General features: G+C 73.2%; 23 protein-coding genes. 14 read left to right on the top strand and 9 right to left on the bottom strand.

Translation table 11 applies throughout. From position 1 onward, the window contains the following. Positions 1-114 precede the first annotated feature (114 nt). Positions 115-1,605 (top strand): FAD-dependent oxidoreductase, encoded by a 1,491-nt coding sequence (locus RND61_RS05825; RefSeq protein ID WP_315876686.1) that lies wholly within the window; start codon positions 115-117, stop codon positions 1,603-1,605. Positions 1,606-1,710: 105 nt separating this feature from the next. Here the strand turns inward: RND61_RS05825 and RND61_RS05820 are convergent, their stop codons facing one another. Continuing rightward, complete coding sequence (locus tag RND61_RS05820) at positions 1,711-2,184, bottom strand: hypothetical protein (RefSeq protein WP_315876685.1); 474 nt, start codon at positions 2,182-2,184, stop codon at positions 1,711-1,713. 165 nt (positions 2,185-2,349) lie between these two features. Between RND61_RS05820 and RND61_RS05815 the strand changes: the two genes are divergently transcribed. Beyond that, on the top strand, positions 2,350-3,111 hold the full coding sequence (locus RND61_RS05815; protein ID WP_315876684.1) for an SDR family NAD(P)-dependent oxidoreductase: 762 nt from the start codon (positions 2,350-2,352) through the stop codon (positions 3,109-3,111). Positions 3,112-3,246: 135 nt separating this feature from the next. Here RND61_RS05815 and RND61_RS05810 read toward each other — a convergent pair whose 3' ends face one another. Then, positions 3,247-4,440, bottom strand: coding sequence for an RtcB family protein (locus RND61_RS05810; protein WP_315876683.1), 1,194 nt, complete (start codon positions 4,438-4,440; stop codon positions 3,247-3,249). A 171-nt stretch (positions 4,441-4,611) separates the two neighbouring features. Between RND61_RS05810 and RND61_RS05805 the strand changes: the two genes are divergently transcribed. The 3 genes from RND61_RS05805 to RND61_RS05795 all read left to right on the top strand — a co-directional run bounded on the left by RND61_RS05805 (position 4,612) and on the right by RND61_RS05795 (position 8,042). After that, positions 4,612-5,547: a DUF3558 domain-containing protein gene (locus tag RND61_RS05805; protein WP_315876682.1), complete on the top strand. Its 936-nt coding sequence runs from the start codon at positions 4,612-4,614 to the stop codon at positions 5,545-5,547. A 182-nt stretch (positions 5,548-5,729) separates the two neighbouring features. Then, the gene (locus RND61_RS05800; RefSeq protein WP_315876681.1) at positions 5,730-6,473 is read left to right on the top strand and encodes a DUF3558 family protein; all 744 of its coding nucleotides are present in this window, start codon (positions 5,730-5,732) and stop codon (positions 6,471-6,473) included. Between the two features lie 114 nt (positions 6,474-6,587). Then, positions 6,588-8,042 (top strand): DUF2637 domain-containing protein, encoded by a 1,455-nt coding sequence (locus RND61_RS05795; protein WP_315876680.1) that lies wholly within the window; start codon positions 6,588-6,590, stop codon positions 8,040-8,042. 620 nt (positions 8,043-8,662) lie between these two features. Here the strand turns inward: RND61_RS05795 and lysS are convergent. Beyond that, a complete protein-coding gene (gene lysS / locus RND61_RS05790; protein ID WP_315876679.1) occupies positions 8,663-10,417 on the bottom strand; it encodes a lysine--tRNA ligase in 1,755 nt (584 codons plus the stop codon). Between the two features lie 249 nt (positions 10,418-10,666). Between lysS and argS the strand changes: the two genes are divergently transcribed. Beyond that, positions 10,667-12,454 (top strand): arginine--tRNA ligase, encoded by a 1,788-nt coding sequence (gene argS / locus RND61_RS05785; protein WP_315876678.1) that lies wholly within the window; start codon positions 10,667-10,669, stop codon positions 12,452-12,454. 138 nt (positions 12,455-12,592) lie between these two features. On the opposite strand, the gene RND61_RS05780 is transcribed toward argS, so the two are convergent. After that, positions 12,593-14,281, bottom strand: coding sequence for a helix-turn-helix domain-containing protein (locus RND61_RS05780; protein ID WP_315876677.1), 1,689 nt, complete (start codon positions 14,279-14,281; stop codon positions 12,593-12,595). Positions 14,282-14,591: 310 nt separating this feature from the next. Between RND61_RS05780 and RND61_RS05775 the strand changes: the two genes are divergently transcribed. Next, the gene (locus RND61_RS05775) at positions 14,592-15,365 is read left to right on the top strand and encodes a DUF4232 domain-containing protein (RefSeq protein ID WP_315876676.1); all 774 of its coding nucleotides are present in this window, start codon (positions 14,592-14,594) and stop codon (positions 15,363-15,365) included. 222 nt (positions 15,366-15,587) lie between these two features. Here RND61_RS05775 and RND61_RS05770 read toward each other — a convergent pair whose 3' ends face one another. After that, positions 15,588-15,857, bottom strand: a complete 270-nt coding sequence (locus RND61_RS05770) for a DUF1876 domain-containing protein (RefSeq protein ID WP_315876675.1) — start codon at positions 15,855-15,857, stop codon at positions 15,588-15,590. A gap of 389 nt (positions 15,858-16,246) precedes the next feature. On the opposite strand from RND61_RS05770, the gene RND61_RS05765 reads away from it, so the two are divergent. From RND61_RS05765 to RND61_RS05745, 5 genes are all read left to right on the top strand, one after another. Next, a complete protein-coding gene (locus tag RND61_RS05765) occupies positions 16,247-16,777 on the top strand; it encodes a hypothetical protein (protein WP_315876674.1) in 531 nt (176 codons plus the stop codon). A gap of 2 nt (positions 16,778-16,779) precedes the next feature. Continuing rightward, entirely contained in the window at positions 16,780-17,712 is a 933-nt protein-coding gene (locus RND61_RS05760) for a M64 family metallopeptidase (protein ID WP_315876672.1), read from the top strand. Between the two features lie 962 nt (positions 17,713-18,674). Next, a complete protein-coding gene (locus RND61_RS05755; RefSeq protein ID WP_315876670.1) occupies positions 18,675-19,289 on the top strand; it encodes a hypothetical protein in 615 nt (204 codons plus the stop codon). A gap of 112 nt (positions 19,290-19,401) precedes the next feature. Continuing rightward, the gene (locus RND61_RS05750; protein WP_315876669.1) at positions 19,402-19,938 is read left to right on the top strand and encodes a SigE family RNA polymerase sigma factor; all 537 of its coding nucleotides are present in this window, start codon (positions 19,402-19,404) and stop codon (positions 19,936-19,938) included. Continuing rightward, on the top strand, positions 19,935-20,681 hold the full coding sequence (locus tag RND61_RS05745; protein ID WP_315876667.1) for a hypothetical protein: 747 nt from the start codon (positions 19,935-19,937) through the stop codon (positions 20,679-20,681). The genes RND61_RS05750 and RND61_RS05745 overlap by 4 nt, the downstream gene beginning before the upstream one ends. Here the strand turns inward: RND61_RS05745 and RND61_RS05740 are convergent. From RND61_RS05740 to RND61_RS05725, 4 genes are all read right to left on the bottom strand, one after another. Then, positions 20,665-21,282 carry a restriction endonuclease gene (locus RND61_RS05740; protein ID WP_315876665.1) on the bottom strand — a complete coding sequence of 206 codons (618 nt, stop codon included), beginning with the start codon at positions 21,280-21,282 and terminating at the stop codon, positions 20,665-20,667. The two genes, RND61_RS05745 and RND61_RS05740, sit on opposite strands and share 17 nt — an antisense overlap. A 103-nt stretch (positions 21,283-21,385) precedes the next feature. Then, a complete protein-coding gene (gene hemB, locus RND61_RS05735) occupies positions 21,386-22,384 on the bottom strand; it encodes a porphobilinogen synthase (RefSeq protein ID WP_315876663.1) in 999 nt (332 codons plus the stop codon). Positions 22,385-22,571: 187 nt separating this feature from the next. Next, positions 22,572-23,261 (bottom strand): class I SAM-dependent methyltransferase, encoded by a 690-nt coding sequence (locus RND61_RS05730; RefSeq protein WP_315876661.1) that lies wholly within the window; start codon positions 23,259-23,261, stop codon positions 22,572-22,574. A 220-nt stretch (positions 23,262-23,481) separates the two neighbouring features. Then, positions 23,482-23,976 carry an ATP-binding protein gene (locus RND61_RS05725; protein ID WP_315876659.1) on the bottom strand — a complete coding sequence of 165 codons (495 nt, stop codon included), beginning with the start codon at positions 23,974-23,976 and terminating at the stop codon, positions 23,482-23,484. A 158-nt stretch (positions 23,977-24,134) separates the two neighbouring features. On the opposite strand from RND61_RS05725, the gene RND61_RS05720 reads away from it, so the two are divergent. Together RND61_RS05720 and RND61_RS05715 are read left to right on the top strand one after the other, a co-directional pair. After that, positions 24,135-24,974 carry a helix-turn-helix domain-containing protein gene (locus tag RND61_RS05720; RefSeq protein ID WP_315876657.1) on the top strand — a complete coding sequence of 280 codons (840 nt, stop codon included), beginning with the start codon at positions 24,135-24,137 and terminating at the stop codon, positions 24,972-24,974. Next, positions 24,971-25,228 carry a DUF397 domain-containing protein gene (locus RND61_RS05715; RefSeq protein ID WP_315876655.1) on the top strand — a complete coding sequence of 86 codons (258 nt, stop codon included), beginning with the start codon at positions 24,971-24,973 and terminating at the stop codon, positions 25,226-25,228. Before RND61_RS05720 ends, RND61_RS05715 begins: the two co-directional genes overlap by 4 nt. Positions 25,229-25,288 lie beyond the last annotated feature (60 nt).

Genomic DNA, 25,288 nt, shown 5'->3' with positions numbered 1-25,288 from the left:
GCCAACAAGTGTTGACACGCCAGCCCCGCCCGGCTTACCTTTGCCAACAAGCGTTGACCAACGAATGTTGACCAACGACCGTTGACCCACTCGGGTCGGCTTGAGGAGGCAGGCATGACCAGCACGGGCATGACTGGCACAGACACGACCAGCACGGGCACGACCGGCGAGCCGGGCGACCGCACCGGCGCGCACACCGACACGGACGTCGCCGTCGTGGGCGCGGGTCCGACCGGGCTGCTGCTCGCGGGCGACCTCGCCTCGGCCGGACTCCGCGTCACGCTCGTCGAGCGCCGCCCCCACGCGACCGGCAACCTCACCCGCGCCTTCGGCGTCCACGCCCGGACGCTGGAGCTCCTCGACGCCCGCGGCCTTGCGGACGAATTGGTGGGAACGGGCACGACCCTCACCCGGCTGCGCCTGTTCAGCAGTCTGGTACTGGACCTCTCGCGGCTGCGCTCCCGCTTCCCGTACCTGCTCGTCACCCCGCAGTACGAGGTGGAGCGGCTGCTGGAGCGCCGCGCCCGGGCCGCCGGCGTGGAGTTCCGCCGCGGCACGGCGCTGCGCGCCCTGCGCCAGGACGCCGAAGGCGTCACCGCCGAGCTCGCCCCGCCGGGGGACGGGGGCGCGGTCACACGCCTCCGCGCCCGCTACCTGGTCGGCGCGGACGGTGTCCGCAGCACGGTCCGCGACCAGCTCGGCCTGCCGTTCCCCGGCCGCTCCGTGGTCCGCTCGCTCGTCCTGGCGGACGTCCGCCTGGCGGATCCCCCCGAGGACGTGTTGGCCGCCAACGGCACCGGCGACGCGTTCGCGTTCGTCGCCCCGTTCGGCGACGGCTGGTACCGGGTCATGGGCTGGGACCGGCGCCACCAGGTCCCGGACGACGTCCCCGCCGACCTCGACGAGATCCGCGGCATCGCCCGCCGCGCCCTCGGCTCCGACTTCGGGATGCGCGATGCCCGCTGGATCTCCCGTTTCCACAGCGACGAACGGCAGGTGCCCGCCTACCGCGTGGGCCGCGTCCTGCTCGCCGGCGACGCCGCGCACGTCCACTCCCCCGCCGGCGGCCAAGGCATGAACACCGGTCTCCAGGACGCCGCGAACCTCTCCTGGAAGCTCGCCGCCGTCCTGCGCGGCGACACGGACGACCCCCAGGCGCTCCTCGACAGCTACCACGCCGAGCGGCACCCGGTCGGCACGGCCGTCGTCCGCGGCAGCGGGACGATCATCCGCCTCGCCATGGCCCGCACGCCCCTCCGGCGCGCCGCCCGTACCGCCGTCGCCCGACTCGTCACCACGGTCCGGCCGGTCTCCGCCGCCGTGACGGGCATGCTCAGCGGAATCGCCGTCTCCTACCCCGCCGGGCGCGGTGCGCACCGCCTCGCCGGGCGGCGCGTCCCGGACCTCCTGCTCGCCGAGGGCCGCCTGTACGAGCTGCTGCGCGCGGGCTCCTTCGTCCTGGTCGCCCCCCGGGACACGCACCCGGCCGCTCCGGAGATCGCCGCCGCGCCCGGCGGGGTCGTACGGGCCGTGTGGGCGAACCCCTCCCGCCGCGGCGCCCTGCTGGTCCGCCCCGACGGCTACATAGCCTGGGCCCGGGGCTGAACGCCGCCCGGCCGGGGACCGGGCGCCGCGGACGCACGTCCCTTCGGCGACCGCGGACCGTACCCCATCACCCGGGGCGTCTCAGACCAGACAGTCGGGCGGCGGTCAGAACACGTACGGGTCTCCGGTCGCCAGGACGATCACGCGGTGGTCGTTGTTGTCGGGGCTGCCGTCGGTCGCGCCGCCGTTCCACGCCGTGTCCACGCGCACGGTCAGTTCCTGCGGCGCGCCCGTGATCCGCAGATCCAGCAGGGTCTCCCGCCGCTCGCCGTCCGCGGCCAGCGGCCCCGTCGAGCACAGCACGACCCGCTCCCCGCCCCACACGCAGCCGGCCGGCAGCCTCCGGCCCACCGAGACGACCGGCGCGGACACCTCCACGCGAAACGTCATGTCCTCCAGAGAGGACGGCCCCTGGTTCCGTGTCAGCACCGTCACGTCCAGTCGGTCGCCGGAGAGCGTGGCGTAGCCGTGGTGCATCACATCGGCTTCCGGGCCGACCGCCCCTGCACCACTGCCCGCACCGAACACCGCCGCCATCGCGACGGACACCGCCGCAGCGGCCCTACGCATCGCCATCATGCCCGGAAGATACCGCTTTCCCGCCCTTCATCCCGCGTCAGCCACGCGGACCTCGACCCACCGGCCCACGACCGCCCCAAGTGATGATCATGTACACCACACTCAGTCGCGGAAGACGCCTATCCTGGCGGCGTACCGCTCACCGGCCCGAGGAGCCCGCAGACCATGACCGCCGCCCTGCCCGTCGCCGTCGTCACCGGAGCCAGCAGCGGCATCGGGGCCGCGACCGCGCGCCACCTGGCCGCGGCCGGCCACCGCGTCGTCCTCACCGCCCGCCGCAAGGACCGCATCGAGGCCCTGGCCGCCGAGCTGACCGAAGCCGGTCACCAGGCCACGGCGTACGCCCTCGACGTCACCGACCGTCCGGCCGTCGACGCCTTCGCGGACTCCCTGGACCGCTGCGACGTCCTGGTCAACAACGCCGGAGGCGCGCTCGGCGCCGACCCGGTGGCGACCGGCGACCCCGAGGACTGGCGCCGCATGTACGAGGTGAACGTCCTCGGCACGCTCCACATGACGCAGGCGCTGCTGCCCGCGCTCACCGGGAGCGGCGCCGGCACGGTCGTCGTGGTCTCCTCCACGGCCGGCCACGCCACGTACGAGGGCGGCGCGGGCTACGTCGCCGCCAAGCACGGCGCCCGGGTGCTCGCCGAGACGCTGCGCCTGGAGATCGTCGGCACGCCGGTCCGGGTCATCGAGGTGGCGCCCGGCATGGTGAAGACGGAGGAGTTCGCCACCACCCGGTTCCGCGGCGACACGGAGCGGGCCGCGAAGGTCTACGAGGGCGTGCCCGACCCGTTGTCGGCCGATGACGTGGCCGACACGATCACCTGGGCCGTGACGCGCCCGCCCCACGTCAACATCGACCTGCTGGTCGTCCGCCCCCGCGCCCAGGCGTCGAACCAGAAGGTCCACCGGGAGGGCTGACCCGCCGGGACCGGCCGGACGGCCGAGCCAGGCCGGGCAGGTCAAGCGGGCGGGTCAGCGGGCGGGCCAGGCCACCGGGTGGGGCTGTCGGGCTGGAGCGGGGCAAGTCGGGCCGGGCCGGGCCGGGCGGGTGGCTCAGCCCTTCACGCAGACGACCTGCTTCAGCTTCGCCACGACCTCCACCAGGTCGCGCTGCTGGTCGATGACCTGCTCGATCGGCTTGTACGCGCCGGGGATCTCGTCGACGACGCCGGAGTCCTTGCGGCACTCCACACCCCGCGTCTGCTCCTCCAGGTCCCGCGTGGAGAACCGGCGCTTGGCGGCGTTCCGGCTCATCCGCCGGCCGGCTCCGTGCGAGGCGGAGTTGAAGGACTTCTCGTTGCCGAGGCCCTTCACGATGTACGAGCCGGTGCCCATGGAGCCGGGGATGATCCCGTACTCGCCGCTCCCGGCGCGGATCGCGCCCTTCCGGGTGACGAGCAGGTCCATGCCGTCGTACCGCTCCTCCGCCACGTAGTTGTGGTGGCAGGAGATCTCCCGCTCGAAGGTCACCCCGGCCTTCGCGAACTCCTTGCGGACCACGTCCTTCAGGAGCGCCATCATGACCGTGCGGTTGTACTTGGCGTACTCCTGCGCCCAGAACAGGTCGTTTCGGTACGCGGCCATCTCCGGCGTGTCGGCGACGAACACCGCGAGGTCCCGGTCGATCAGGTCCTGGTTGTGGGGCAGCCCCCGGGCGACGCCGATGTGGTGCTCGGCGAGCTCCTTGCCGATGTTCCGCGACCCGGAGTGCAGCATCAGCCACACCGATCCGGTCGAATCAAGGCAGACCTCGATGAAATGGTTACCGCTTCCGAGCGTTCCCATCTGCTTCGCAGCCCGTTCCTGACGGAACCTGACCGCTTCCGCGATGCCGTCGAACCGCGCCCACAGGTCGTCCCACCCGGTCGCCGTGAAGCCCCGGAGCCGTCCGGGGTCGAGCATCTCGTCGTGCATCCCCCGGCCCACCGGGATCGCCCGCTCGATCCGCGACCGCAGTCCGGACAGGTCGCCCGGCAGGTCGTTCGCGGTGAGCGACGTCTTGACGGCCGACATCCCGCAGCCGATGTCCACACCGACCGCCGCCGGGCAGACCGCACCGCGCATGGCGATGACGGACCCGACCGTGGCGCCCTTGCCGTAGTGGACGTCCGGCATCACGGCGAGACCCTCGATCCACGGCAGGGTCGCGGTGTTCCGCAGCTGTCGGAGGGCGACGTCCTCCACCGTGGCGGGGTCCGCCCACATCCGGATGGGGACCTTCGCCCCCGGCATCTCGACGTACGACATACTTCTTCGGTCCCCCAGAAAAGTCAGAAAACGCAAAATCCGGTGCCAGAACTGACATAAGTGACAGCAGACCGGCAGCAACGGCGCGCGTGCGATACACATTGTGTTCACCGGCCGCCAACCACCGGCAAGCTGTTTTCACCGTGACCGCAGGGAAGGGAGCCCGGGACCGTGCAGCGAAGGGCGTACGCATCCGGTCTGGCCGCGCTCCTCGCGGCACTCAGCGCCACCGCCCTCGCAGGATGCAGTTCCGGATCCGGAACGAGTGGTTCCGGCATCGACGCCAAGGCGGGCACCGCCGCCGGGCCCATCGCCCAGCCCGGCCGCTACCGCACCCTCTTCGAACCGTGCGGCTCCGTCCCCCACGCCACCCTGCAGGACATGCTCCCCGCCGTCACCGCCCTGCCGGCCGAGCAACGCGACCGCGTCCTGCGCGGGACGGCCGCCGTCACGTACGACACGGACCGCCGCGTCGGCTGCACCTGGAAGGCGGACGGCCCGGACGCCATCCACCACCTCACCCTCGACTTCGAGCGCGTGGTCTCCTACGACCCGTCCGTCAGCGACGAGACGCGGGCGCAGGAGGTGTACACGACCAAGGAGTCCGCCGCCGGCCTGACCCCCGCCTCGCCTCCCGCCACGGACCCGGGCACCGGCACGGCCACCAGCCCCGCGCCCGGGACCGCCGGGCCCACCACCGGACCGACCACCAAGCCGACCGCCGGGCCGACCGGCAGTCCCACCGCCCCCGGCACCGCCTCCGCCACCGCCCCGGGCACCGCCCTCGCCCCCGCCGTCGCCGGACGGCAGCCGCAGACCGTTCCCCCCGGCGCGCCCTCCCCCACGGCCTCCGCGCCCCCCGAGGGCCTGGAGTCCCGGACGCTGACCGACCTGGGTGACGCGGCGTTCCTCGACGACACCCTCGCCCCGGCCGGTTCAGCCACCCAGCAGCGCGTCGTCAGCGTGGTGTTCCGCACATCGAACGTGATCGTGACCGTGCGGTACGCGGCCCAGCCCACGCGTGTCGGGGAGGTTCCGGACAGTGAGGAACTGCAGGAGAAGGCGTGGCAACTGGCACACCGTCTGGCCGAGCGGTTCGAGGAGTGAGCCGCGCCCCGGGCGCCGGCGCACCGCGTCCCGGCGCGTGCCGGGGTGCGTCGACGGCCCCCGGCGGGGCGCCCGGACGGGCTACCGTGGCCGGGCCGGATCGCCCGGACCGTACGACCGGACCGCATGGCGGGCCGGTACGAGCGACTCGTACGACAAGCGACAGAGCGACTGAAGGAACCATGCACCGATCAGCCCCGCGTCTCACCCGCATACTCGCCTGCGCCGCCGTCCCGGTGATGCTCGTCGCCGCCGGCTGCTCGTCGGACGACTCCGGCTCCGGCGCGTCCGCGTCCGCGTCGCCCTCCGCGTCCGCGGCGTCCGGCTCCCCGGCGGCGCCCACCACGTCGGCGGCGCCCTCGCCGAGCGTCGCCCCGGCGAAGTTCGCCAAGCTGCCGGACGCGTGCAAGGCCATCACCGCGAAGACGGTCGAGGACCTCGTACCGGCAGTGAAGAAGAAGTCTGGCACGCCCGGCAGGTCCTCCGACCTGAACAACCGCGGGAACTGCTCGTGGAACGGCCTGAAGGACAGGGGCGTCAAGGGCTCCGACTACCGCTGGCTGGACGTCTCGCTGCTGCGCTTCGACTCCGATCCGACGCTCGGCAGCGGCGAGGAGCGCGCCCAGGAGAAGTACTCGGGCAAGGTCGACGAGGCGAAGGCGACCGAGGGCGCCATCGACGTGCGGACGTCGCCCGTGCCGGGCGTCGGGGACCAGGCCCGCGCCGTCAGCTACTCCCTGAAGAAGACCGATGAGACCTTCCGCTACGGCGTGATCGTGGTCCGCACGGAGAACGTGCTGATCACCGTCTCCTACAACGGCACCGGTTACGCGGGCGCCAAGGCCCCGGCCGCGGGTGACGTGATGGAGGGCACGGTGAAGGCCGTCAAGGACGCCGTCGCCGCCGTGGCCGCCGCCAACAAGTAACGCCCGACAGCGGCAGAACGACGGGATCCGGCCTCCCCCGGGCGGCCGGGTCCCGTACGCGTGTGCCAGGCTGTGCCCGCGAAAGCGCATGCGAACCAGGGGAGGGAACCGCGGGTGGCCGCGATGCAACTGACACGGATGCACCGCGTTCTGATCGGTGTCGTCGTCGCCGGCGCCGTGATCATCGCTGCGATCGGCTTCGCGGGCTCGTACGCGGCAGTGCGGGAACTCGCGGAGAACAAAGGTTTTGGCGACTTCTCCCTGGTCTTCCCGATCGGCATCGACGCGGGCATCTGCGTGTTGCTGGCCTTGGACCTGCTGCTGACCTGGCTCCGGATCCCCTTCCCGCTGCTGCGCCAGACGGCATGGTTGCTGACCGCCGCGACGATCGCCTTCAACGGCGCCGCCGCATGGCCGGATCCGCTCGGTGTGGGGATGCACGCCGTCATCCCGATGCTGTTCGTCGTGGCCGTCGAAGCGGCCCGGCACGCGGTGGGCCGGATCGCGGACATCACGGCCGACAAGCACATGGAGGGCGTACGGCTCACCCGGTGGCTGCTGTCGCCCGTGCCGACGTTCCGGCTGTGGCGGCGGATGAAGCTGTGGGAGCTGCGGTCGTACGAGCAGGTGATCAAGCTGGAGCAGGACCGGCTGATCTACCAGGCGCGCCTCCAGGCCCGGTTCGGTCGCGGGTGGCGGCGCAAGGCGCCGGTGGAGGCGCTGATGCCGCTGCGCCTCGCGAAGTACGGCGTACCGCTCGCGGAGACCGCCCCGGCGGGCCTGGCGGCGGCGGGCATCGAACCGGTGCTGCTGCCCCCGAACCCGGCGGCCCAACAGGCACCCGCGCCGCTGGTGGCCGCCCCGGTGGCGGAACTCCCCCAGGCGGAGCCCTCCGGGCCCCGGCCCGTGGCGCCCGTGCAGCCGGAACCGCAGGTCCGGGCACCGCAGTCCGTGCCCGCCCGGCCCCAGGCACCCGGCCAGGACCGGACCCAGCCTCCAGCTCAAGCCCCGGCACCGGCCCACACTCAGGAGCAGGCCCAGCCCCCGGCCCAGCACCAAGCCCCGGACCAGCACCAGCAGGCCCACCCGCAGTCGCACCCGGCCCCGGCCCCCCACCCGCAGCCCGCGTCGGAGCCCCAGCCGCAGCCCGCACGCCAGCCGGAGCCGCAGCCGCAGCCCGCACCGGAGCCTCAGCCGGAGTCCCACCCGCAGCCCGCGCCCCAGCCGGAGTCGCACGCCGTCCCGGCCAACCACGTCAGCCCCTGGTTCTCCGCGCCCAAGCTCCCCCAGGACACCGCCTACGCCGGTTCGTACGACCCGGCGGCGAACGCCGAGGCGTCCGCCCGCGTCCCGGAGGCGGAGGAGGACGAGTACGTCCGCGCGGCGTACGGGGCGTTCCAGGAGTACGTCGGGGAGAACGACAACCCGCCGAGCGCCGACACCCTCGCCCTCCTCCTCTCGGACGCGTACGGCCTCCAGCACCCCCGCGCCGTGCCCCTGCTCCGCAGGCTGCTCCCGGACTTCATCACCCGGTACCAGGCCGAGTTGGAAGCCGAGCACATCGCCTGACCGGCCGCCCGGCCCGGATCAACGGACCGCGGCGCCCGGCCGCCCCCGGCAGACGGCGACGACCACCCCGACGACGGCAGCCCCGATGACGACCAACCCGGCAGCAGCCACCCCGACGACGGCAGCCCCGGCAACGACGAACCCGACGACGGCAGTCCCGACACCAGCCAACCCGGCAGCAGCCACCCCGACGACAGCGGCTCCGGCGACGACGTCCCGGCAACGGCCGCCCCAGAGCGACCGACCCGTCACCCCAGCCGCCCCCGGCGACGGCGACGACGCCGTACAGGGGCATGGCTCCCTCGCCCGGGAGCGCAACCCCCCACCCGCTCCCCGAACTCCCGCCCGGCGATGCCCAGCGCCCTCCGCACCCCCACGAACCATCCAGTGCCGCCGCGAGTTCCCTCATGCCGCGAGGCTCCCGCGCCCACCCCACCACCCCGCCGTACGCGGACCGCAACCCCGCCTCGCCCGAACGACGCGACGGCGGGCAACGAACGGCGCGACCACGGGCCACGGACGACAGACGACAGACGACAGACGACGAACAACGGACGAGGGGCCCCACCCGCAACGGGTGGGGCCCCTCGTCCGTCATCCGGGGCGCGCCGCCCCTCGTGTCACGCGCCCAACAGCTTGCGGACGCGGTCCGCGCCGACCGCCAGGAGCAGCGTCGGGAGGCGGGGGCCCGTGTCCCGGCTGACGAGGAGGCGGTACAGGAGGGCGAAGAAGTCGCGCTGGGCCACCTTCAGCTCCGGCGTCGGCTTCGCCTCGGGCTCCAGACCGGCCATGACCTTCGGGACGCCGTAGACGAGCGTCGTCAGACCGTCCAGCGACCAGTGGCTGTCCAGGCCCTCCAGGAGGAGCCGCAGCGACTCGCGGCCCTCGTCGTCGAGGGAGCCCAGCAGCTCCGTGTCGGGCTCGTCGCGCACGATGGTGCGGGCCTCGGCCGGGACCTGCGTGGTGATCCAGTTCTCCGCGCGGTCCAGCCGCGGCCGCGCCTCGTCCAGCGACGTCAGCGGGTTCGCCGGGTCCAGCTCGCTGAGGATGCGCAGGGTCTGCTCGTCGTGTCCGGCGGTGACGTCCACGACCGAGGCGAGCGTCCGGTACGGCAGCGGGCGCGGCGTGCGCGGCAGCTCGCCGGCGGCCGTGCGGACGGCCCGCGAGTGCGCGGCGGCGTCGGCCGGCAGCGCCGTGCCGTCCGCGACCTTGGCCTCCAGCTTGTCCCACTCGTCGTAGAGCCGCTGGATCTCCTGGTCGAAGGCGATCTTGAAGGACTGGTTGGGCCTGCGGCGCGCGTACAGCCAGCGCAGCAGCGGCGCCTCCATGATCTTCAGCGCGTCCGCCGGCGTCGGCACGCCGCCCTTGGAGGACGACATCTTCGCCATGCCGGAGATGCCGACGAAGGCGTACATCGGGCCGATCGGCTGGACGCCGTCGAAGACCTCGCGGACGATCTGCCCGCCGACGACGAAGGACGAGCCGGGCGACGAGTGGTCGACGCCGCTGGGCTCGAAGATCACGCCCTCGTACGCCCAGCGCATCGGCCAGTCGACCTTCCAGACCAGCTTGCCGCGGTCGAACTCGTTCAGCAGCACCGTCTCGGAGAAGCCGCAGACGCAGGTGTACGCCATCTCGGTCGTCTCGTCGTCGTACGCCGTGACGGTCGTCAGGTCGCGCTCGCAGCGCCCGCAGTACGGCTTGTACGGGTAGTAACCGCCGGCGCCGCCCGAGCCGTCGTCCTCGCTGGCCGCGCCGGAGCCCTCGGCGGCCTCCAGCTCGGCCTCGTCGACCGGCTTCTGCTGCTTCTGCTGCACCTTGGCCTTGGGCTGGCCGGTGGTCTTGTCCTTCGTCCGGTACCGGTCGAGGATCGCGTCGATCTGGGCGCGGTGCCTCATCGCGTGCAGGATCTGCGCGCGGTAGGCACCGCCCGTGTACTGCTCCGTCTGGCTGATGCCGTCGAACTCGACGCCCAGCTCGGCGAGCGACGCGACCATGGCGGCCTTGAAGTGCTCCGCCCAGTTCGCGTGCGGGGAGCCGGCCGGGGCCGGGACGGACGTCAGGGGCTTGCCGATGTGCTCGGCCCAGGAGTCGTCGACGCCGGGGACGCCGGCCGGGACCTTGCGGTAGCGGTCGTAATCGTCCCAGGAGATCAGGTGCCGGACCTCGTGCCCGCGGCGGCGGATCTCGTCGGCCACCAGGTGCGGGGTCATGACCTCGCGGAGGTTGCCGAGGTGGATGGGGCCGGACGGAGAGAGACCGGAGGCGACGACGACCGGTTTGCCAGGCGCACGTCGCTCCGACTCGGCGATGACCTCGTCCGCGAAACGGGAGACCCAGTCGGTCTCGGTGCTGCTCTGAGCCACGATCGGCACGTCCTTGGTGTTCTATGCGGGTTTCGAAGGGCTGGTCCCGGGGCGGCGTCGCCCCTCGGCCATTCTCCCAGACGGGACGACCGGACCGGAGGTTGTCCACAGGCGGGATCGTCCGTGGTCCGCCGGTTGTCCACAGGGCGGGGAAGCCGTGGGAAAGAGGTTGCTCGGCCATGGGACACTTGACAACCGGAATAGCACGACACCGGCACAGCCCGGAAACCACAGACCCCGAAACAGGAACGGAAGCTCATGGCCTCGGTCCCTTCTCTCGCTTCGACCGTGCAGCAGCGCCTCGCGGACGCCCTCTCGGCAGCCCTGCCGGAGGCCGGTGCCGCCGACCCGCTGCTGCGACGAAGCGACCGGGCCGACTTCCAGGCCAACGGCATCCTGGCGCTCGCGAAGAAGCTCAAGGGCAACCCGCGCGAGCTGGCGACGAAGGTCGTCGGGGCGCTCTCGGCGGACGACGTGCTGAAGGAGGTCGAGGTCTCCGGCCCCGGTTTCCTCAACGTCACGGTCAGCGACCGGGCGATCGTCGACACGCTGGCGGCCCGCGCCGCCGACGACCGCCTCGGCGTGCCGTACGCGGAGGAGCCGGGCACGACGGTCATCGACTACGCCCAGCCGAACGTGGCGAAGGAGATGCACGTCGGCCACCTGCGGTCCGCCGTCATCGGGGACGCGATGGTGCAGATCCTGGAGTTCGCGGGCGAGAAGGTGATCCGGCGCCACCACATCGGCGACTGGGGCACCCAGTTCGGCATGCTCATCCAGTACCTGATCGAGCATCCTCACGAGCTGGACCACAAGGCGGACACGGACGACACGCAGACCTCCGGCGAGGAGGCCATGTCGAACCTGAACCGGCTGTACAAGGCGTCGCGCGCGCTGTTCGACTCCGACGAGGAGTTCAAGGCGCGGTCCCGCGACCGGGTGGTCCTGCTGCAGTCCGGTGACCCGGAGACGATGCGGCTGTGGCAGCGCTTCGTCGACGAGTCGAAGATCTACTTCTACTCGGTCTTCAACAAGCTGGACATGGAGATCCACGACCCGGACGTGGTCGGCGAGTCCGGTTACAACGACATGCTGGACGAGACGTGCCGCCTCCTGGAGGAGTCGGGCGTCGCGGTCAGCTCGGAGGGCGCGCTGTGCGTGTTCTTCGACGACGTGAAGGGCCCGGACGGCAAGCCGGTCCCGCTGATCGTCCGCAAGTCGAACGGCGGCTACGGCTACGCGGCGACGGACCTGTCCGCGATCCGCGACCGCGTGCAGAACCTGGGCGCGAACACGCTGCTGTACGTGGTGGACGCGCGGCAGTCGCTGCACTTCAAGATGGTCTTCGAGACGGCGCGCCGGGCGGGCTGGCTGGGCGACGACGTGAAGGCCGTCCAGTTGGCGTTCGGCACGGTCCTCGGCAAGGACGGCAAGCCGTTCAAGACCCGTGAGGGCGAGACGGTCCGGCTCGTGGACCTGCTGGACGAGGCGATCGAGCGCGCCTCGGCGGTCGTCCGGGAGAAGTCCGAGAGCCTGCCCGAGGCCGAGCGCCTCACCGAGGAGGAGATCGCCGAGCGCGGCGCCCAGGTCGGCATCGGCGCGATCAAGTACGCGGACCTGTCGACGTCCGCGTCCCGCGACTACAAGTTCGACCTGGACCAGATGGTGTCGCTGAACGGCGACACGTCGGTCTACCTCCAGTACGCGTACGCGCGTGTCCGGTCGATCGTCCGCAAGTCCGGCGACGCGAAGCCGGTCGCCCACCCGGAGCTGGAGCTGGCCCCGGCGGAGCGCGCGCTGGGCCTGCACCTGGACCGGTTCGGGGAGACGCTCACCGAGGTGGCCGCGTCGTACGAGCCGCACAAGCTGGCCGCTTACCTGTACCAGTTGGCGTCGCTGTACACGACGTTCTACGCGGAGTGCCCGGTCCTCAAGGCGCCGACGCCGGAGCAGGTGGAGAACCGCCTGTTCCTGTGCGACCTGACCGCGCGCACGCTCCGCCAGGGCATGGCGCTGCTCGGCATCCGGACGCCCGAGCGCCTCTGACGCCCGAGCGCCTCTGGCGCCCGCCTCCGGTCGCCGCGCCCGCGCGGCACGGCGACCGGACGGGCCGCCCGTCAGCCCGGGACAGGCCGCCCGTCAATCCGGGGGCAGGCCGCCCGTCAGCCCGGGACAGGTCGCCCGTCAGCCCTCTCCCGTCGCGTGCGGGATCCACCCGTTGCCGCCCAGCGGGTGGTCGAAGGTGGGGCGCCCCGTGGTCGCGCTCGTCGCGAAGGGCCGGCCGCGGTCGTTGATGAGCAGCGTCCCCCGCCGCCCTCCGCTGCTCCATTCCAGTTCCAGGTACCAGCGCACGAAGTGCCCGGCGGTGTGCGCCGTGACCCGCAGCATCTGGGGGTCGTCCGCGGACACCTTGTACGGGAAGTCGCTCGCCGGGATCTCCCGGTCGCCCTGCAGCCCCGCGACGGGCACGGTGCGCGGGCTCGCCGCGTCCAGGTTGACGTCGAGGCTCATGGGCCTCATCTCACCGCCGCAACCCACACCCATCGTGTACGCGTTCCAGGGCAGCGGCGCGTCCTTCTTCACCACCCGTACGTGCAGCGCGTGCAGCACCACCGTCTCGTCGCCCGCGGCCTGCACGGTCAGCTCCATCAGCATGTCCCCGCCGGGCACCCCGCCCAGCGGGGTGACCCAGTCGCGTGCGCCCTGCTCCGAGGGCGGCGGCGGGACCTGGGCGGGCGGCCGGTCCAGCACGTACATCTGGCTGCACGGGTCGCGCCAGACGTACGGGCGCACGTCGACGGTCAGCGGTACGCCGCCGTCGCGCCGCTCCGGCGCGGCTCCGCGCGGGGACGCGGCCCCGGACGGCTCGGGCGCGGCGGTGGCCGGGGCCGTGGTGGGGGCGGGAGTCGCGGTGACGGAGGGGCTGGAAGTGCCGGACGGGCCGGATGGTGACGGCGTCGCGGAGGCGCTCGGACCGGCGGAGCCGGTGGGGGCGAGGGGCGGGGCCGACGCGGTGCTCTGCTCGTCACCCACGGCGACGGTGTCCTTCGGCGTGCGGGAGTCCATCGTCACGGCGAGCGCGACGGAGGCGGCCAGGGCGACCACGGCCGCCGCGGCGGCGAGGCGGACCCGCCGCCGGGACCGGACGCCACCGGGCCGCCGGGCGGGCCCGGGCACGATGACGGCCACGGGGTCGGAGTCGGAGTCGGAGTCTGCGGCCGGATCCCCATCGGGCCCGACCGGGGCCCCACCGGGCCCGGCCGGGCCGGCGGACGGCACCGCACGGGGCCGACCGGCGGGACCAGCCGAGTCGGCCGGCTCGGCGGGCTTGGCGGGTTCGGCGGGCCTGGCCGGTTCAGCAGGCTCGGCGGGCTCGGCCGGTTCGACGGGCTCAGCCGGTTCAGCCGGTTCAGCAGGCTCGGCCGGCCTGGCCGGCTCGGCAGGTACAGCCGTGGAGTCGTCCCGCGCGGGTTCCGCCGCCGCCCCCGGCCGCTCCCCCACAGGGGAAGGCTCCGGAACAGCTCCCTCCCCTTCCACCACCGGTGAGCCTCCCGGACCGGCGGCTCTCCCCGGCCGTCCAGGTGCCGGCGCCTCCGGCGACGCCTTCGACGGCGCCTCCGGCGGGGCAGTACGGCCGCGGCGCCGGGCCTCGTCGGCGACGATCCAGCGCCGGTGCAGCGCCACCATCTCGTCGCGGGACGCCCCGCACAGCCGCGCGAGCCGCTCCACGGGGGCGAACTCCGTCGGCACGGCGTCACCGTTGCAGTAGCGGTGCAGCGTCGACGTGCTCATGTGCGCCCGCTTGGCGAGCGCACCGTAACTGAGCCCGGAGCGCTCCTTGAGCCCCCGCAGCGCCTCCGCGAAGCCTTCCATCCCGGTCTCCACCCAGCCTCCCCCTCCACTGCACCGTTCCAGGAACGCGTTCCAGGCACCTGACGGAGCCGCAGGTCAGAGACGTTCCAGCATTCCAGCGTTCCTCATTGTCCCGCGTCGATTGCCCCGGGATCACGCTGCCCGGCACGGTGTGTCCAGCACCACGGAGACAGGAGCACCGATGCGGTCCCGCTACCGCCTCGACCTCGTCGACGCCTGTGCCGTCGGCGTTCTGATCGTCTGCACGGCGATCCTCATCTCACTGATCAACCGTCACTGACCGCACCACCAACGGGGAGTACGAACCATCATGCGCACCTTCCGCACCCGCACCACCGCCACCGCCGCGACCGCCCTCCTGGCCGCGCTCTCGCTCACCGCCTGCCAGAACGGCGACGGCTCCGACGCGGGCGCCGCCCCCTCCGCCGCCCCGGCCGCCGCCGCCTCCACCGCGCCGTCCGCCGCGCCGAGCGGCCCGGCCGCCCAGGCCCCCGCCCCCGCGGGCTCCGTCTCCCCCGCCGGAGCGAAGGGCGGCAGCACCGGCACCGGCACCGGCACCGGCACCGGCACCGGCACCGGCAAGGACAGCAGCGGCAGCGGCGACAAGGCCAAGCCCGCGGCCCCCGCCGGGAAGGGCGGCGCCGGAGACCCCGCCTCCTTCACCACCTGCACCGGCGACAACACCAGGGTGACCGCCGTCCAGCCGGCCCGCCCGATCAACCACCTGCTGCTCACCGCCACCAACACGGGCTCCCGCACGTGCCTGGTGTACGCCGCGCCGCTCCTCCGCTTCGACGACGCGCAGGCGGCCGTTCCGTTCATCGAGGGGAGCCGCCCGCAGGCCGTCGTCACCCTCGCCCCCGGCGAGTCCGCCTACGCCTCGGTCGTGCTGAGCGGCGAGCGCGCGCCGGAGGAGGCCAACGGCCGCGTCGCCAAGCGGCTCGCCGTCCTGTTCGCCTCGCGCGACGCCTCCGGCTCGGTCGGCTCGCCCGCCGTGGTGAAGCTCCCGGCGAGCACCTACATGACCGACGACGCGGCCGTGTCGTACTGGCAGGCCACGATGGACGACGCCCTCACCTACTGATCGACCATCCACCGGTCAACGGTTCGTTGATCAACCGTTCACCGCTCAAGGCGGCGTCAGGGGACGCCGCCCCCTCGGGCCTGCGCCCGGGCCCCGGCCCACGCCAAGACCAGGCCCGGCGCGGGTCCCGGCCCGGGTCCCAGATCGGCACAGGCCCCGGCCCGGAGCACGCACCCGACCCGGCTCCGGGACCAGGGACGGCTCCGGGACCAGGGACGGGCCTCACATCAACGGATGCGACGGCTTCCCCTTCGCCTCGTCGATCTCGACGTGGGCCTTCTGCAGCAGCTGCGTGCCGATGTCCATCAGCGCGCGTGCGCCGGCGATCTCCTCGCCGACCCGCAACTGCCCGGAGTCGGACGGGTGGCGCTGTGCCTGCCCGTGCCCCCGCACCTCGGTCCCGTCCCCGAGCCGCACGAGCGCGGCGGCCTTGGTCCGGTTGCCGTCCTCCTGGAACTCCATGTCGACGTGCCATCCGACTAGCGTGTGCATACGGAACACCTCCAGTACCTCCCTTCCAGGGTGCTCCGCCTCACCGCACTCCGCCCCTCCGCGTCCCCGACGAGCCGGCCCGCGCCCGCCACGGGGGCGGGCCGCCGCTGGTAGGGCCGCTCCACCGGCATCCCGGCACCGGACAGCGCCCGCCCCCGTGTTCCCGCAGGCCCGCCCCGGGCTCGCCCGGGTCCTCGGGTCTCCAGACCGAGGAGACCGTTCGCCCCGGTACGCCCGGACCACCGCAGCACCGCACAGCACCGGAGCACCGCAGCACCGCAGCACGCGTGTGGTTGCGGCCACGGACCCCGGTGAAAGACTGAAAGGACCCACCACCAGGGACGCCGACGAGACAGGCGTCCCCGTCCGCACGGAGAAGGTGAACGACCGTGACGGCCGCTGACAACGACTCCCCACACGCAGTACGGCTGATCTTCGAGTACGAGGGCCCGGACATCCGTCTCGTCTCGCGTCAGCGGTTGGAGACGACTCCGCCGCCCGGCGACCGGGGGGAGGACCTGCGGGCGACGCAGGGCTTCTGGGTCGAAGTCCGCGACGCCGAGCACAACGTCCTGTACCGTCGCGTCCTCCACGATCCCGTACGGTACGACGCCGAGGTCTTCTCCGAGGACCCCGACCGGTCGATCGCCAGGGTCCCGGTGGAGACGCCCCGGGGGACCTTCGCGATCCTGGTGCCCGACATCGAGGCTGCGGACCATGTCGCGCTCTTCAGCGGTCCGCTCGACCGCGGAGCCGGTCCGGCGCCCGCCCCCGCGTCCGAGACGGCCCGGTTCGCCCTGCGGCCGGGGACGGACGACGTGCCGGACATCGGCGAGGCCCCGAACGCGAACCAGGGCCCGAGCACGGGCCGGGCCCCGGACACGGACCAGGGCCCGGACGCCGACGAGAGGGGGCGGTGACGATGACCACCGCCGACGGAACCGTCATCGGCACCACGAAGATCGTTGACAACGGGCCGGCGGCACAGCGCTGGAACCTAGTGATCATGGGTGACGGCTACACCCGCACGCTGCTGGGCAAATTCGGCAACGACGTCCAGTCGTTCGTGAACAGGCTCCGCACCACCCCGCCCTTCGACTCGCTGTTCCGCGCCGTCAACGTGTACCGCGTGGACGTCAGCTCGACCGACAACGGCGCCGACGACCCCGCGGCGTGCGGCGGCTCCGGGGCGACGGCCCGGACGTACTTCGACGCGTCCTTCTGCAACAACGGGGCCCGCCGGTTGCTGGTCGTCAACAACACCACAGCGCTGACGGTCGCGGGCAACCAGGTTCCGCAGTGGAGCATGGTGATGGTCGTCGTGAACTCCACCGTGTACGGCGGCTCCGGCGGTTCGGTGGCGGTCTACTCCCTCGCGTCGGGCGCCGTCGACATCGCCCTGCACGAGATGGGGCACACGGCCTTCGGCCTGGCGGACGAGTACGAGTACTACCTCGGCTGCGGCGTGGACACCGACCGCAACCACCACCCCGCCATCGAGCCCGCCCAGCCCAACGTCACCGTCAACGCCAACCAGGCGACGAACAAGTGGCGGGACCTGATCGCCTCGTCCACCGCCATGCCGACGACGGACAACCCGGACTGCACGCGGTGCGACCCCCGGCCGAGCCCGGTCCCGGCCGCCACGGTCGGCGCCTTCGAGGGCGCCCACTACTACCACTGCGACGCCTACCGGCCCCAGTTCACCTGCATGATGCGGGCCTTGGGCCATCCCTTCTGCGCGGTCTGCAAGCGGCGGATCCGCCAGACCCTCCGGCCCTACCTGCCGGCCACGGCCGGCCAGGTGGGCGATCACGAGGACACCGAGGCACCCGGAGGTCTTCCGGCCCGGTAGCGACAGGAGGGTCCGACCCGTCTGACGGGGCCGGGCCGCCGCCCTCCGCCCCGCCCTCCCACACCGGCCGCACCCGCGTCGGCCCACACCGGCCGAGCTCGCACCGGCCCCGCCCCCACACCGGCCCGCCCTCCCACACCGGCCGAGCCCGCGCCGCCCCCGCACCGGCCCTGCCCCCGTCCACCGGCGGCCACCACCGCCGGAGCGCGAGCGGGAGTCGGCCCGCGCGCCGGCGGCGACCCGTCGCGGGTGACCTCCACCACCTCCGCCGGGAAGGCGGCCCCCCGTGCGGCGGCCCGTCCTACGCTCCCCGCATGCGCTACGAAGACGGCCCCACCGCGACCGCCGAGACCCCCGTCGCCGCACCGCCCGCCCGCGTCTGGGACCTCGTGACGGACATCGGCCTCCCCGCCCGCCTGAGCCCCGAACTCTAGCGCGCCGTCTGGCTCGACGGCGCCGCCGCCCCCGCCCTCGGGGCCCGTTTCGAGGGCCACAACTCCCACCCTCTCGTCGGCACCTGGCGCACCCACTCCCACATCGTCGAACTGGTCGAGCACCGCTCCTTCGCGTGGGCCGTCACCGACCCGGACGGACGCTTCGGCGACGACGCCCCCGACCCCGGTCGCCCCCTGGCGACCTGGCGCTTCGACCTGTCCCCCGCCCCCGGCGGCACGACCCTCCTGTCCCACTCCGCCCGCCTGGGCCCGGCCCGCTCCGGCGTCAGCCTCGCGATCGACCGCGCCCCGGACCGCGAGGAGGCCATCGTCGCGACCCGCCTGGAGGAGTTGCGCGCGAACATGGCGGCCACCCTCGACGGCATCAGGTCCCTGGCCGAGCGGCCGGACCTCCGCTGAGAATTCCGCGCGGCGGTGTCATCCGGGTCCGCCGCGCCGGGAGTTTGTACGGGTGGAGAGGCGCCCCTCCGTCGAGTCCACCCGCAGTTCCCGAGGAGATCCGCACCCATGACCCGGACGAAGAAGTACGCGGCCGTCGCCGCCGTGGCCGCCGTGCTGGTGGGCGTGCCGGCCGGGGCGTACGCCGCCACAGCGCGGGACACCACCGCGCCGACCGCCCGCACCGCCCCCGTCCCCGCCGCCACCTCCGTCGCCGCCACCATCGCCGCCACCGTCCCCGCCCCGCGGCAGGAGGCGCGGCGCCCGGCGTCGGACGTGCGCGTCGTCCGGTCCGGTGAGCGCGTCGACGCCGGCCGCGGCTGGACGCTGTGGCTGACCCGCGACGGCAAGCACTGGGCGGGCCCGGACGGGTACGAGAACTTCCGCAGCGTCGTCGACGGCAACCTCGACCTGTCCCAGCCGGGCGTCAGCCACCAGTCGGAGGGCGGCCAGGACGGCGTCTTCCACTCCGGCGTGTACTACGGCACCAAGAAGGCCGCCCGCGTCGAGCTGGTCGCCGCCGACGGCACGCGGACCCCCGCGTCCCTCGTCGAGCTGCCCGGCAGGCCCGGCTGGGGCACCTGGTACGTGCACACGCCGCCGTCGACCGGCGGCGGCCCGGGCGTGGCCCTGTACGACCGCACCGGCAAGCTCCTCGCAGAGCTGCCCGCCCGGGACTTCTGACCCACCCCCTCCTCCGCGGCAGGGCCCGACACGGGGTGGGCCCTGCCGCGGAGCCCACGGAGCACCCGTCGCAGCCCCGCCCCACCGCCGTACGAACGCGAGGTTCCGCACCGTGCCGCACGAGTCCGACTCCGAGGCCACCGACTTCGCCGCCTTCGCCACGGCGGCCTGGCCCCGCCTGGTGCGCACGGCCCGGCTCCTCACCGGCGACTACCACGAGGCGGAGGACCTGGTTCAGACCACCTTGGTGAAGGTGTACGCGCGCTGGCGGAAGGTCCCCCGCGACGAGATCGACGCGTACGTGCGCCGGGCCCTGGTCAACAACAACCTCAGCCGCCTCCGCAGGAAACGCGTCGTCCACCTGCTGATGCCGTTGCTGCCGGACACCGCCCGGCACGCCCACGCGGGCCACGCGGACACGATCGACCAGCGCACCGCCCTCATGGCGGCGCTCGCCGACCTGTCCCCGCGCCAGCGCGCCGTGATGGTGCTGCGGTACTGGGAGGACCTGAACGAGCAGGACATAGCGGAGGTGCTGAACTGCTCGCTCGGCACGGTCAAGACCCACGCCCGGCGCGGGCTGGAGGCGCTGCGCACCCATCCCGTACTCGCCCCCCGCCTCCACGCCTCCCCCGGAGCCCAGCGATGATCCCCGAGCCCCCGACGCGCACGGAAGACGAGGCGGCCGACGCCGCCCGGAAGCTCCGCGCGGTGTTCGCCGAAGCGGCCCACGACATCACCCCCGCCCCGGTCCCGCTGGCCGCCATCGAGCGGGCGGGCCGCGCCCGGCGCCGCCGCCGTACGACGGCCCTGACCACGGGCTGCGCGCTCACGGTGACGGCGATGACGCTCGCCCTGCTCCACACCCTGGCGCCCTCGGGCCCCCCGTCCGTGGCGTCACCGCCGGCCCTGGAGAAAGGAGCGAACCGGCCCGTCGGCCCGTCCCCGTCGCCCTCCCCGTCCACGTCCCCGTCCGCGAAGCCGCCGAGGGTCGTCGCGCCGGGCGAGCGGGTGGACGCCGGGGGCGGCTGGAAGGTCTGGCTCACCCGGAACGGCAAGTACTGGGCGGGCCCGGACGGGTACGAGAACTTCCGCAGCGTCACCGACGGCAACATCAACCTGTCCCAGCCGGGCATCAGCCACCAGTCGACGGGCGACGACAAGGGCGTCTTCCACTCCGGCCTCTACTACGGCACCAAGAACGCCGCCCGCCTCGAACTCACCGACACCGCCGGCCGCAGGACCACCGCGACGCTCCTGGAACTCCCCGGCGAACCCGGCTGGGGCGTCTGGTACGCCACCACCCCGCCCGACCCGTCCGGCGACGGTGGCAGCGGCGAGAAGCTGGCCCTCTACGACGCGTCGAGCCGGCTCATCACGACTTTCCCCTGACCGGGCGCCGCGCCCGCCGACGCGCCGCCGACCGGGACGCGGTCCCGAGCCGGCGGAACCGTCGCGGTCGCGCGGCGTCCCCCAGCATCGGGGTCAACGGGGTGCCCCGGCTCCAGGGTTCGAGCAGGTCGAGGTCGACCAGCAGCGGCCTGCGGCGGGCGGCGAACCTGCGGGCCCCACGGGTGATCTCACCGACGGCCACGAAGACGGTCGCCTCGGCGCCGAGCTCCGCACGCGCCGCCTCGTCGAACTCCCGCAGGCGGCGACGGTTGACGAACGGGTTGCTGCCCACGGTCCGCCAGCACTTGACGGCCAGTGTCCGGCCGTCCGGCAGCCGGCCGACCAGGAGGTGGCCCAGTCCCGCGGGCCCGCCGATCCGCCGCATGTCGGCGCAGCCGTCGCGACGGCACAGACCGGCGACGTACTCCATGAACTGCAAGTCGTCCATGTCGCCCACCGGTTCCGGCAGGCTCCGCAGCCGCTCGCGCCGCTCCCACTGCGCCCGGAGGCGCGGGAGGAGGCCGGGGTCCTCTTCCGTTTCGCGCGCGCAGTACAGGTAGACGGCCACCATCACACCGCACCCCAGTAACACTCGCACCACGGTGTCCACGCGCGTTCCCCTCCCCGAAACCGGCCCCCTCTCGTCCTTCCCGCGCCGTGGGACGTGGGAACACGGCGGAGGCCGGTCACGGGAGGGTTCCGGGTCAGTCCCGCCGCAGCCGCTGCGCGACCTCGGTCGCCCAGTACGTGAGGATCATCTGCGCGCCCGCCCGCTTGATGCCGGTCAGGGACTCCAGGATCGCCTTGTCCCGCTCGATCCAGCCCTTCTCCGCGGCGGCCTCGACCATCGCGTACTCACCGCTGATCTGGTACGCCGCGACCGGCACGTCCACCGCGTCCGCGATCTTCGCCAGGACGTCCAGGTACGGGCCCGCGGGCTTCACCATCACCATGTCGGCGCCCTCGTCCAGGTCGAGCGCCAGCTCGCGCATCGACTCGCGGACGTTCGCCGAGTCCTGCTGGTACGTCTTGCGGTCACCGCGCAGGGAGGAGCCGACCGCCTCGCGGAACGGCCCGTAGAAGGCGGAGGCGTACTTGGCGGTGTACGCCAGGATCGACACGTCCTCCTTGCCGATCGTGTCCAACGCCTCCCTGATCACGCCGACCTGACCGTCCATCATGCCGCTGGGACCCACCACGTGGACGCCCGCGTCGGCCTGGACCTGCGCCATCTCGGCGTACCGCTCCAGCGTGGCGTCGTTGTCGACGCGGCCCTCGGAGTCGAGGACGCCGCAGTGGCCGTGGTCGGTGTACTCGTCGAGGCACAGGTCCGACATGATCACCAGCTCGTCGCCGACCTCGGCCCTCACGTCCCGGATGGCCACCTGGAGGATGCCGTCCGGGTCGGTCCCGGCCGTACCCGCCGCGTCCTTCTTGGACTCCTCCGGCACGCCGAACAGCATGATCCCCGACACGCCCGCCTCGACGGCCTCCGCCGCCGCCTTCCGCAGCGTGTCACGGGTGTGCTGCACGACCCCCGGCATGGCCTGGATCGGCACCGGTTCGGTGGCGCCCTCGCGGACGAAGGCGGGGAGGATCAGGTCGGCGGGGTGCAGGCGGGTCTCCGCGACCATCCGCCGCATGGTCGGCGTGGTGCGCAGCCGCCGCGGCCGCGCCCCGGGAAAGGATCCGTACGCAGTCATGCCCTCACGCTACGCCCGCCCCGCCCGTGCCTTTGCCGACGCGGAGTCGGCGCGCCGCGAGGGCCACCGCGGGCCGAACCGACCGCGCACGGCAGGGCCGGCGCGATCACCACCGCACCCACCGTCCGCCCCACCACGACCCGTCCCACCCGGCTCCGGTGCGCGGAACACCGCCCGAGGCCGACGCTCACGACGAGCGGAAGCCACTCACCAACAGCGCGTCGGCAGCCCGCGCCCCCGCCCCGCCGGGCAGTACGCGGACGCTGATCCGCGTGAACCCCGCCTCGTCGAGCAGCTCGGTCCACACCCGCTCCTGCAACACCCACCGCCGCATCGTGGTCGCCCCACCCTCCGGCGTCCTCGCCGGGATGTCGGCGTGCCGCACGTCGGGCTGCGCGGGCGCGCCGTTGCGGTAGTGGCCGAGGGTGGAGAACACCAGCCGCCCGCCGGGCCGCAGCGCGGCGACCGCCGCCGGCAGCAACGCACGGGGCTCGGTGAAGTCCACCGCCCCGAAGACGCTGTACAGCACGTCGTACGAGTCCGGGTGCGCGTGCAGATGGCCCACCACGTCGGACCGCACGAGGCGCAACCGGGGCGCGAGGTGTCCGTACAGGTCGGTGGCCATGGCGTACTGGGCGGGTGACGCGTCGACCGCGTCGACCCTGCCGGGCCGGTGATGGACGGCCAGGTGAGCGGCGTGCCGAGCGGCCCCGGCACCGAGGTCACCGACGTGCGCCCCGGCCAGGTCACCGAGGACTTCGGCCCCCGGCCCGCCGCTCTGGTCCCAGTTCCAGCGGAAGTCGCCGGACACGGCCCGGTCGGTGACGTGACGGGCACGGCCGTAGTGGTGCCAGAGGTCTGCGGTGCTGGTGGTCACCGCCCCATCCTGGCGGCCTCGACCGGGCGGCGCACCGGTTCGACGGAATGCCACCCGGGCGCGCGTTCGGACCCCGGCCGGTCGGCCAGGACCCGAGGAAGCCAACGCCACGGGAAGAGGCCGGGGCGAGTCGTTGCCGGTGTGGCAGGGACCGCGTTCGGCGGCGTCCACGCGAACCGCACACCGCCGTGACGCGGGCCGGTTGACATCAGGCGCCCCCTCACCCGTCGAAGTCCCCCGCGCCCTGGCCCGCAGGCCACCGGTGGGGTGCGAGATCCAGCTCCGCCCACACCGTCTTGCACGGCACCGGCCCGGTCCGCACACCCCAGCGGTCCGCCAGCTCCTCGACCAACAGCAGCCCGTACCCCGACTCGGCGAGCGCCTCCGCGCCCGCTCGGCCCCGGACGGGCAACCGGTCGTCCCGAGTGTCGGTGACCTCGACGCACACCGTCCCCGACGCGGCGGCGGAGAGCGTCAGACGGAAGCTCCGCCCGGGAACGCGGCCGTGCAGAACGGCGTTCGCCGCCAACTCCGCCACGACGTGCCGCACCGGATCCACCGGCAGCCCCCAGTCCTGCAACTGCTGGGCCGCGAGCAGCCGGGCGAGACGGGCGCCGCGACGGGTGGCGGAGAGCGGCACGGTGAACCGGCGCAGCAGGACGGGAGTCGCCGCCTCGACGACGGAACCGCTGGTGAGAGCCTTTTGAGGATTCATGTCACCCAGCGTGTCCACGCGTGCGTAGTCTGTGAAGGAAAGCGGCCCGTGCGAAGGGGATCTGTCCGCGCGCTGTCCGGTTCTGTCCGGGTGGTACGGGGTGACCGGACGAGGGCGCGCGGAGTTGGACCGGGGAGGGCTCGACGGGAGGGCGGGACGTGAGCGACTGGGACGTGGAGGCGGACGACGACGAGGTCGGGGCCGTCATCAGGGCCGTGGCCCGACAACTCAAGCTCTGGCGCGAGGCGGCCGGACTGACGCAGGCGGAGTTCGGCGCGGCCATCGGGTACGGGGAGGAACTGGTCTCGTCGGTGGAGCGGGGACGGCGCATCCCCCGGCCGGAGTACCTGGACCGGGCGGACGAGGTACTGGAGGCGGGCGGCAAGGTCGCGGCGATGAAGGGGGACCTGGCGGAGATCCGGTACCCGAAGAAGGTACGGGACGTGAAGCGGCTGGAGGCCGAAGCGGTCGAGATCTGCTCCTACAACAACTCGGTCATCGACGGCTTGCTGCAGACCGAGGAGTATGCGCGGGCCGTGTTCAATTCTCGCCGTCCGCCATTCACGGAGGAGGAGTTGGAGCAGCAGGTGGCCGCGCGATTGGCTCGGCAGGAGATCGTTGACGGCTCCGCAGCGCTGCCTGTCTTCAGCTTCGTCCAGTGCGAGTCGACGTTGCGGCGTCCCTACGGGGGCAGAATGGTGATGCGCAAACAACTCGAACGGTTGTTGCAGCTCGGCCAGTTGCGGAACGTCGACCTTCAGATCATGCCTCTGGAGCGGGAGGGAAATACCGGAGTCGACGGCCCGTTCCGAGTGCTCAGGCTCAGAGACGGCACCGCCGTGGGCTACAACGAGGTGCAGCTCGTCAGCCGCGCAATCACTGAGCCGAAACTTCTTCAGGTCCTTGACATCCGCTGCGGAGCCATCCGCGCCCAGGCTCTCACCCCACAGGGGTCGTTGGCCTTCATCGAGAAAGTACTGGGAGAAACGAAGACATGACGCTCAAGCCATCTGGCTCCCACGCCAATCTAGGGTGGATAAAGAGCAGCTACAGCACAGCGGACGGCCCGTCCTGTGTCGAAGTGGCCTGGGTAAAGAGCAGCTACAGCGGGGCGGACACCCCCTCCTGCGTCGAGGTGGCCACTGCCCCCGGCCGGATCCTCGTCCGCGACTCCAAGAACCCCGCCGGTCCCCGCCTCGCCCTCGCCCCCGCCACCTGGGCCGCCTTCCTGCCGTACGCCTCCGGGAACTGACCGCGCGAACACGTACAGCCCCGCACCCGAGTCCACGGGTGCGGGGCCGTACGCGTGCCC

It is taken from the genome of Streptomyces tamarix (genome assembly GCF_032423885.1).
Lineage (GTDB): Bacteria > Actinomycetota > Actinomycetes > Streptomycetales > Streptomycetaceae > Streptomyces > Streptomyces tamarix.
The sequence above is the reverse complement of the archived record's forward strand: the minus strand, read 5'-3'. Positions and strand labels throughout refer to the sequence as shown.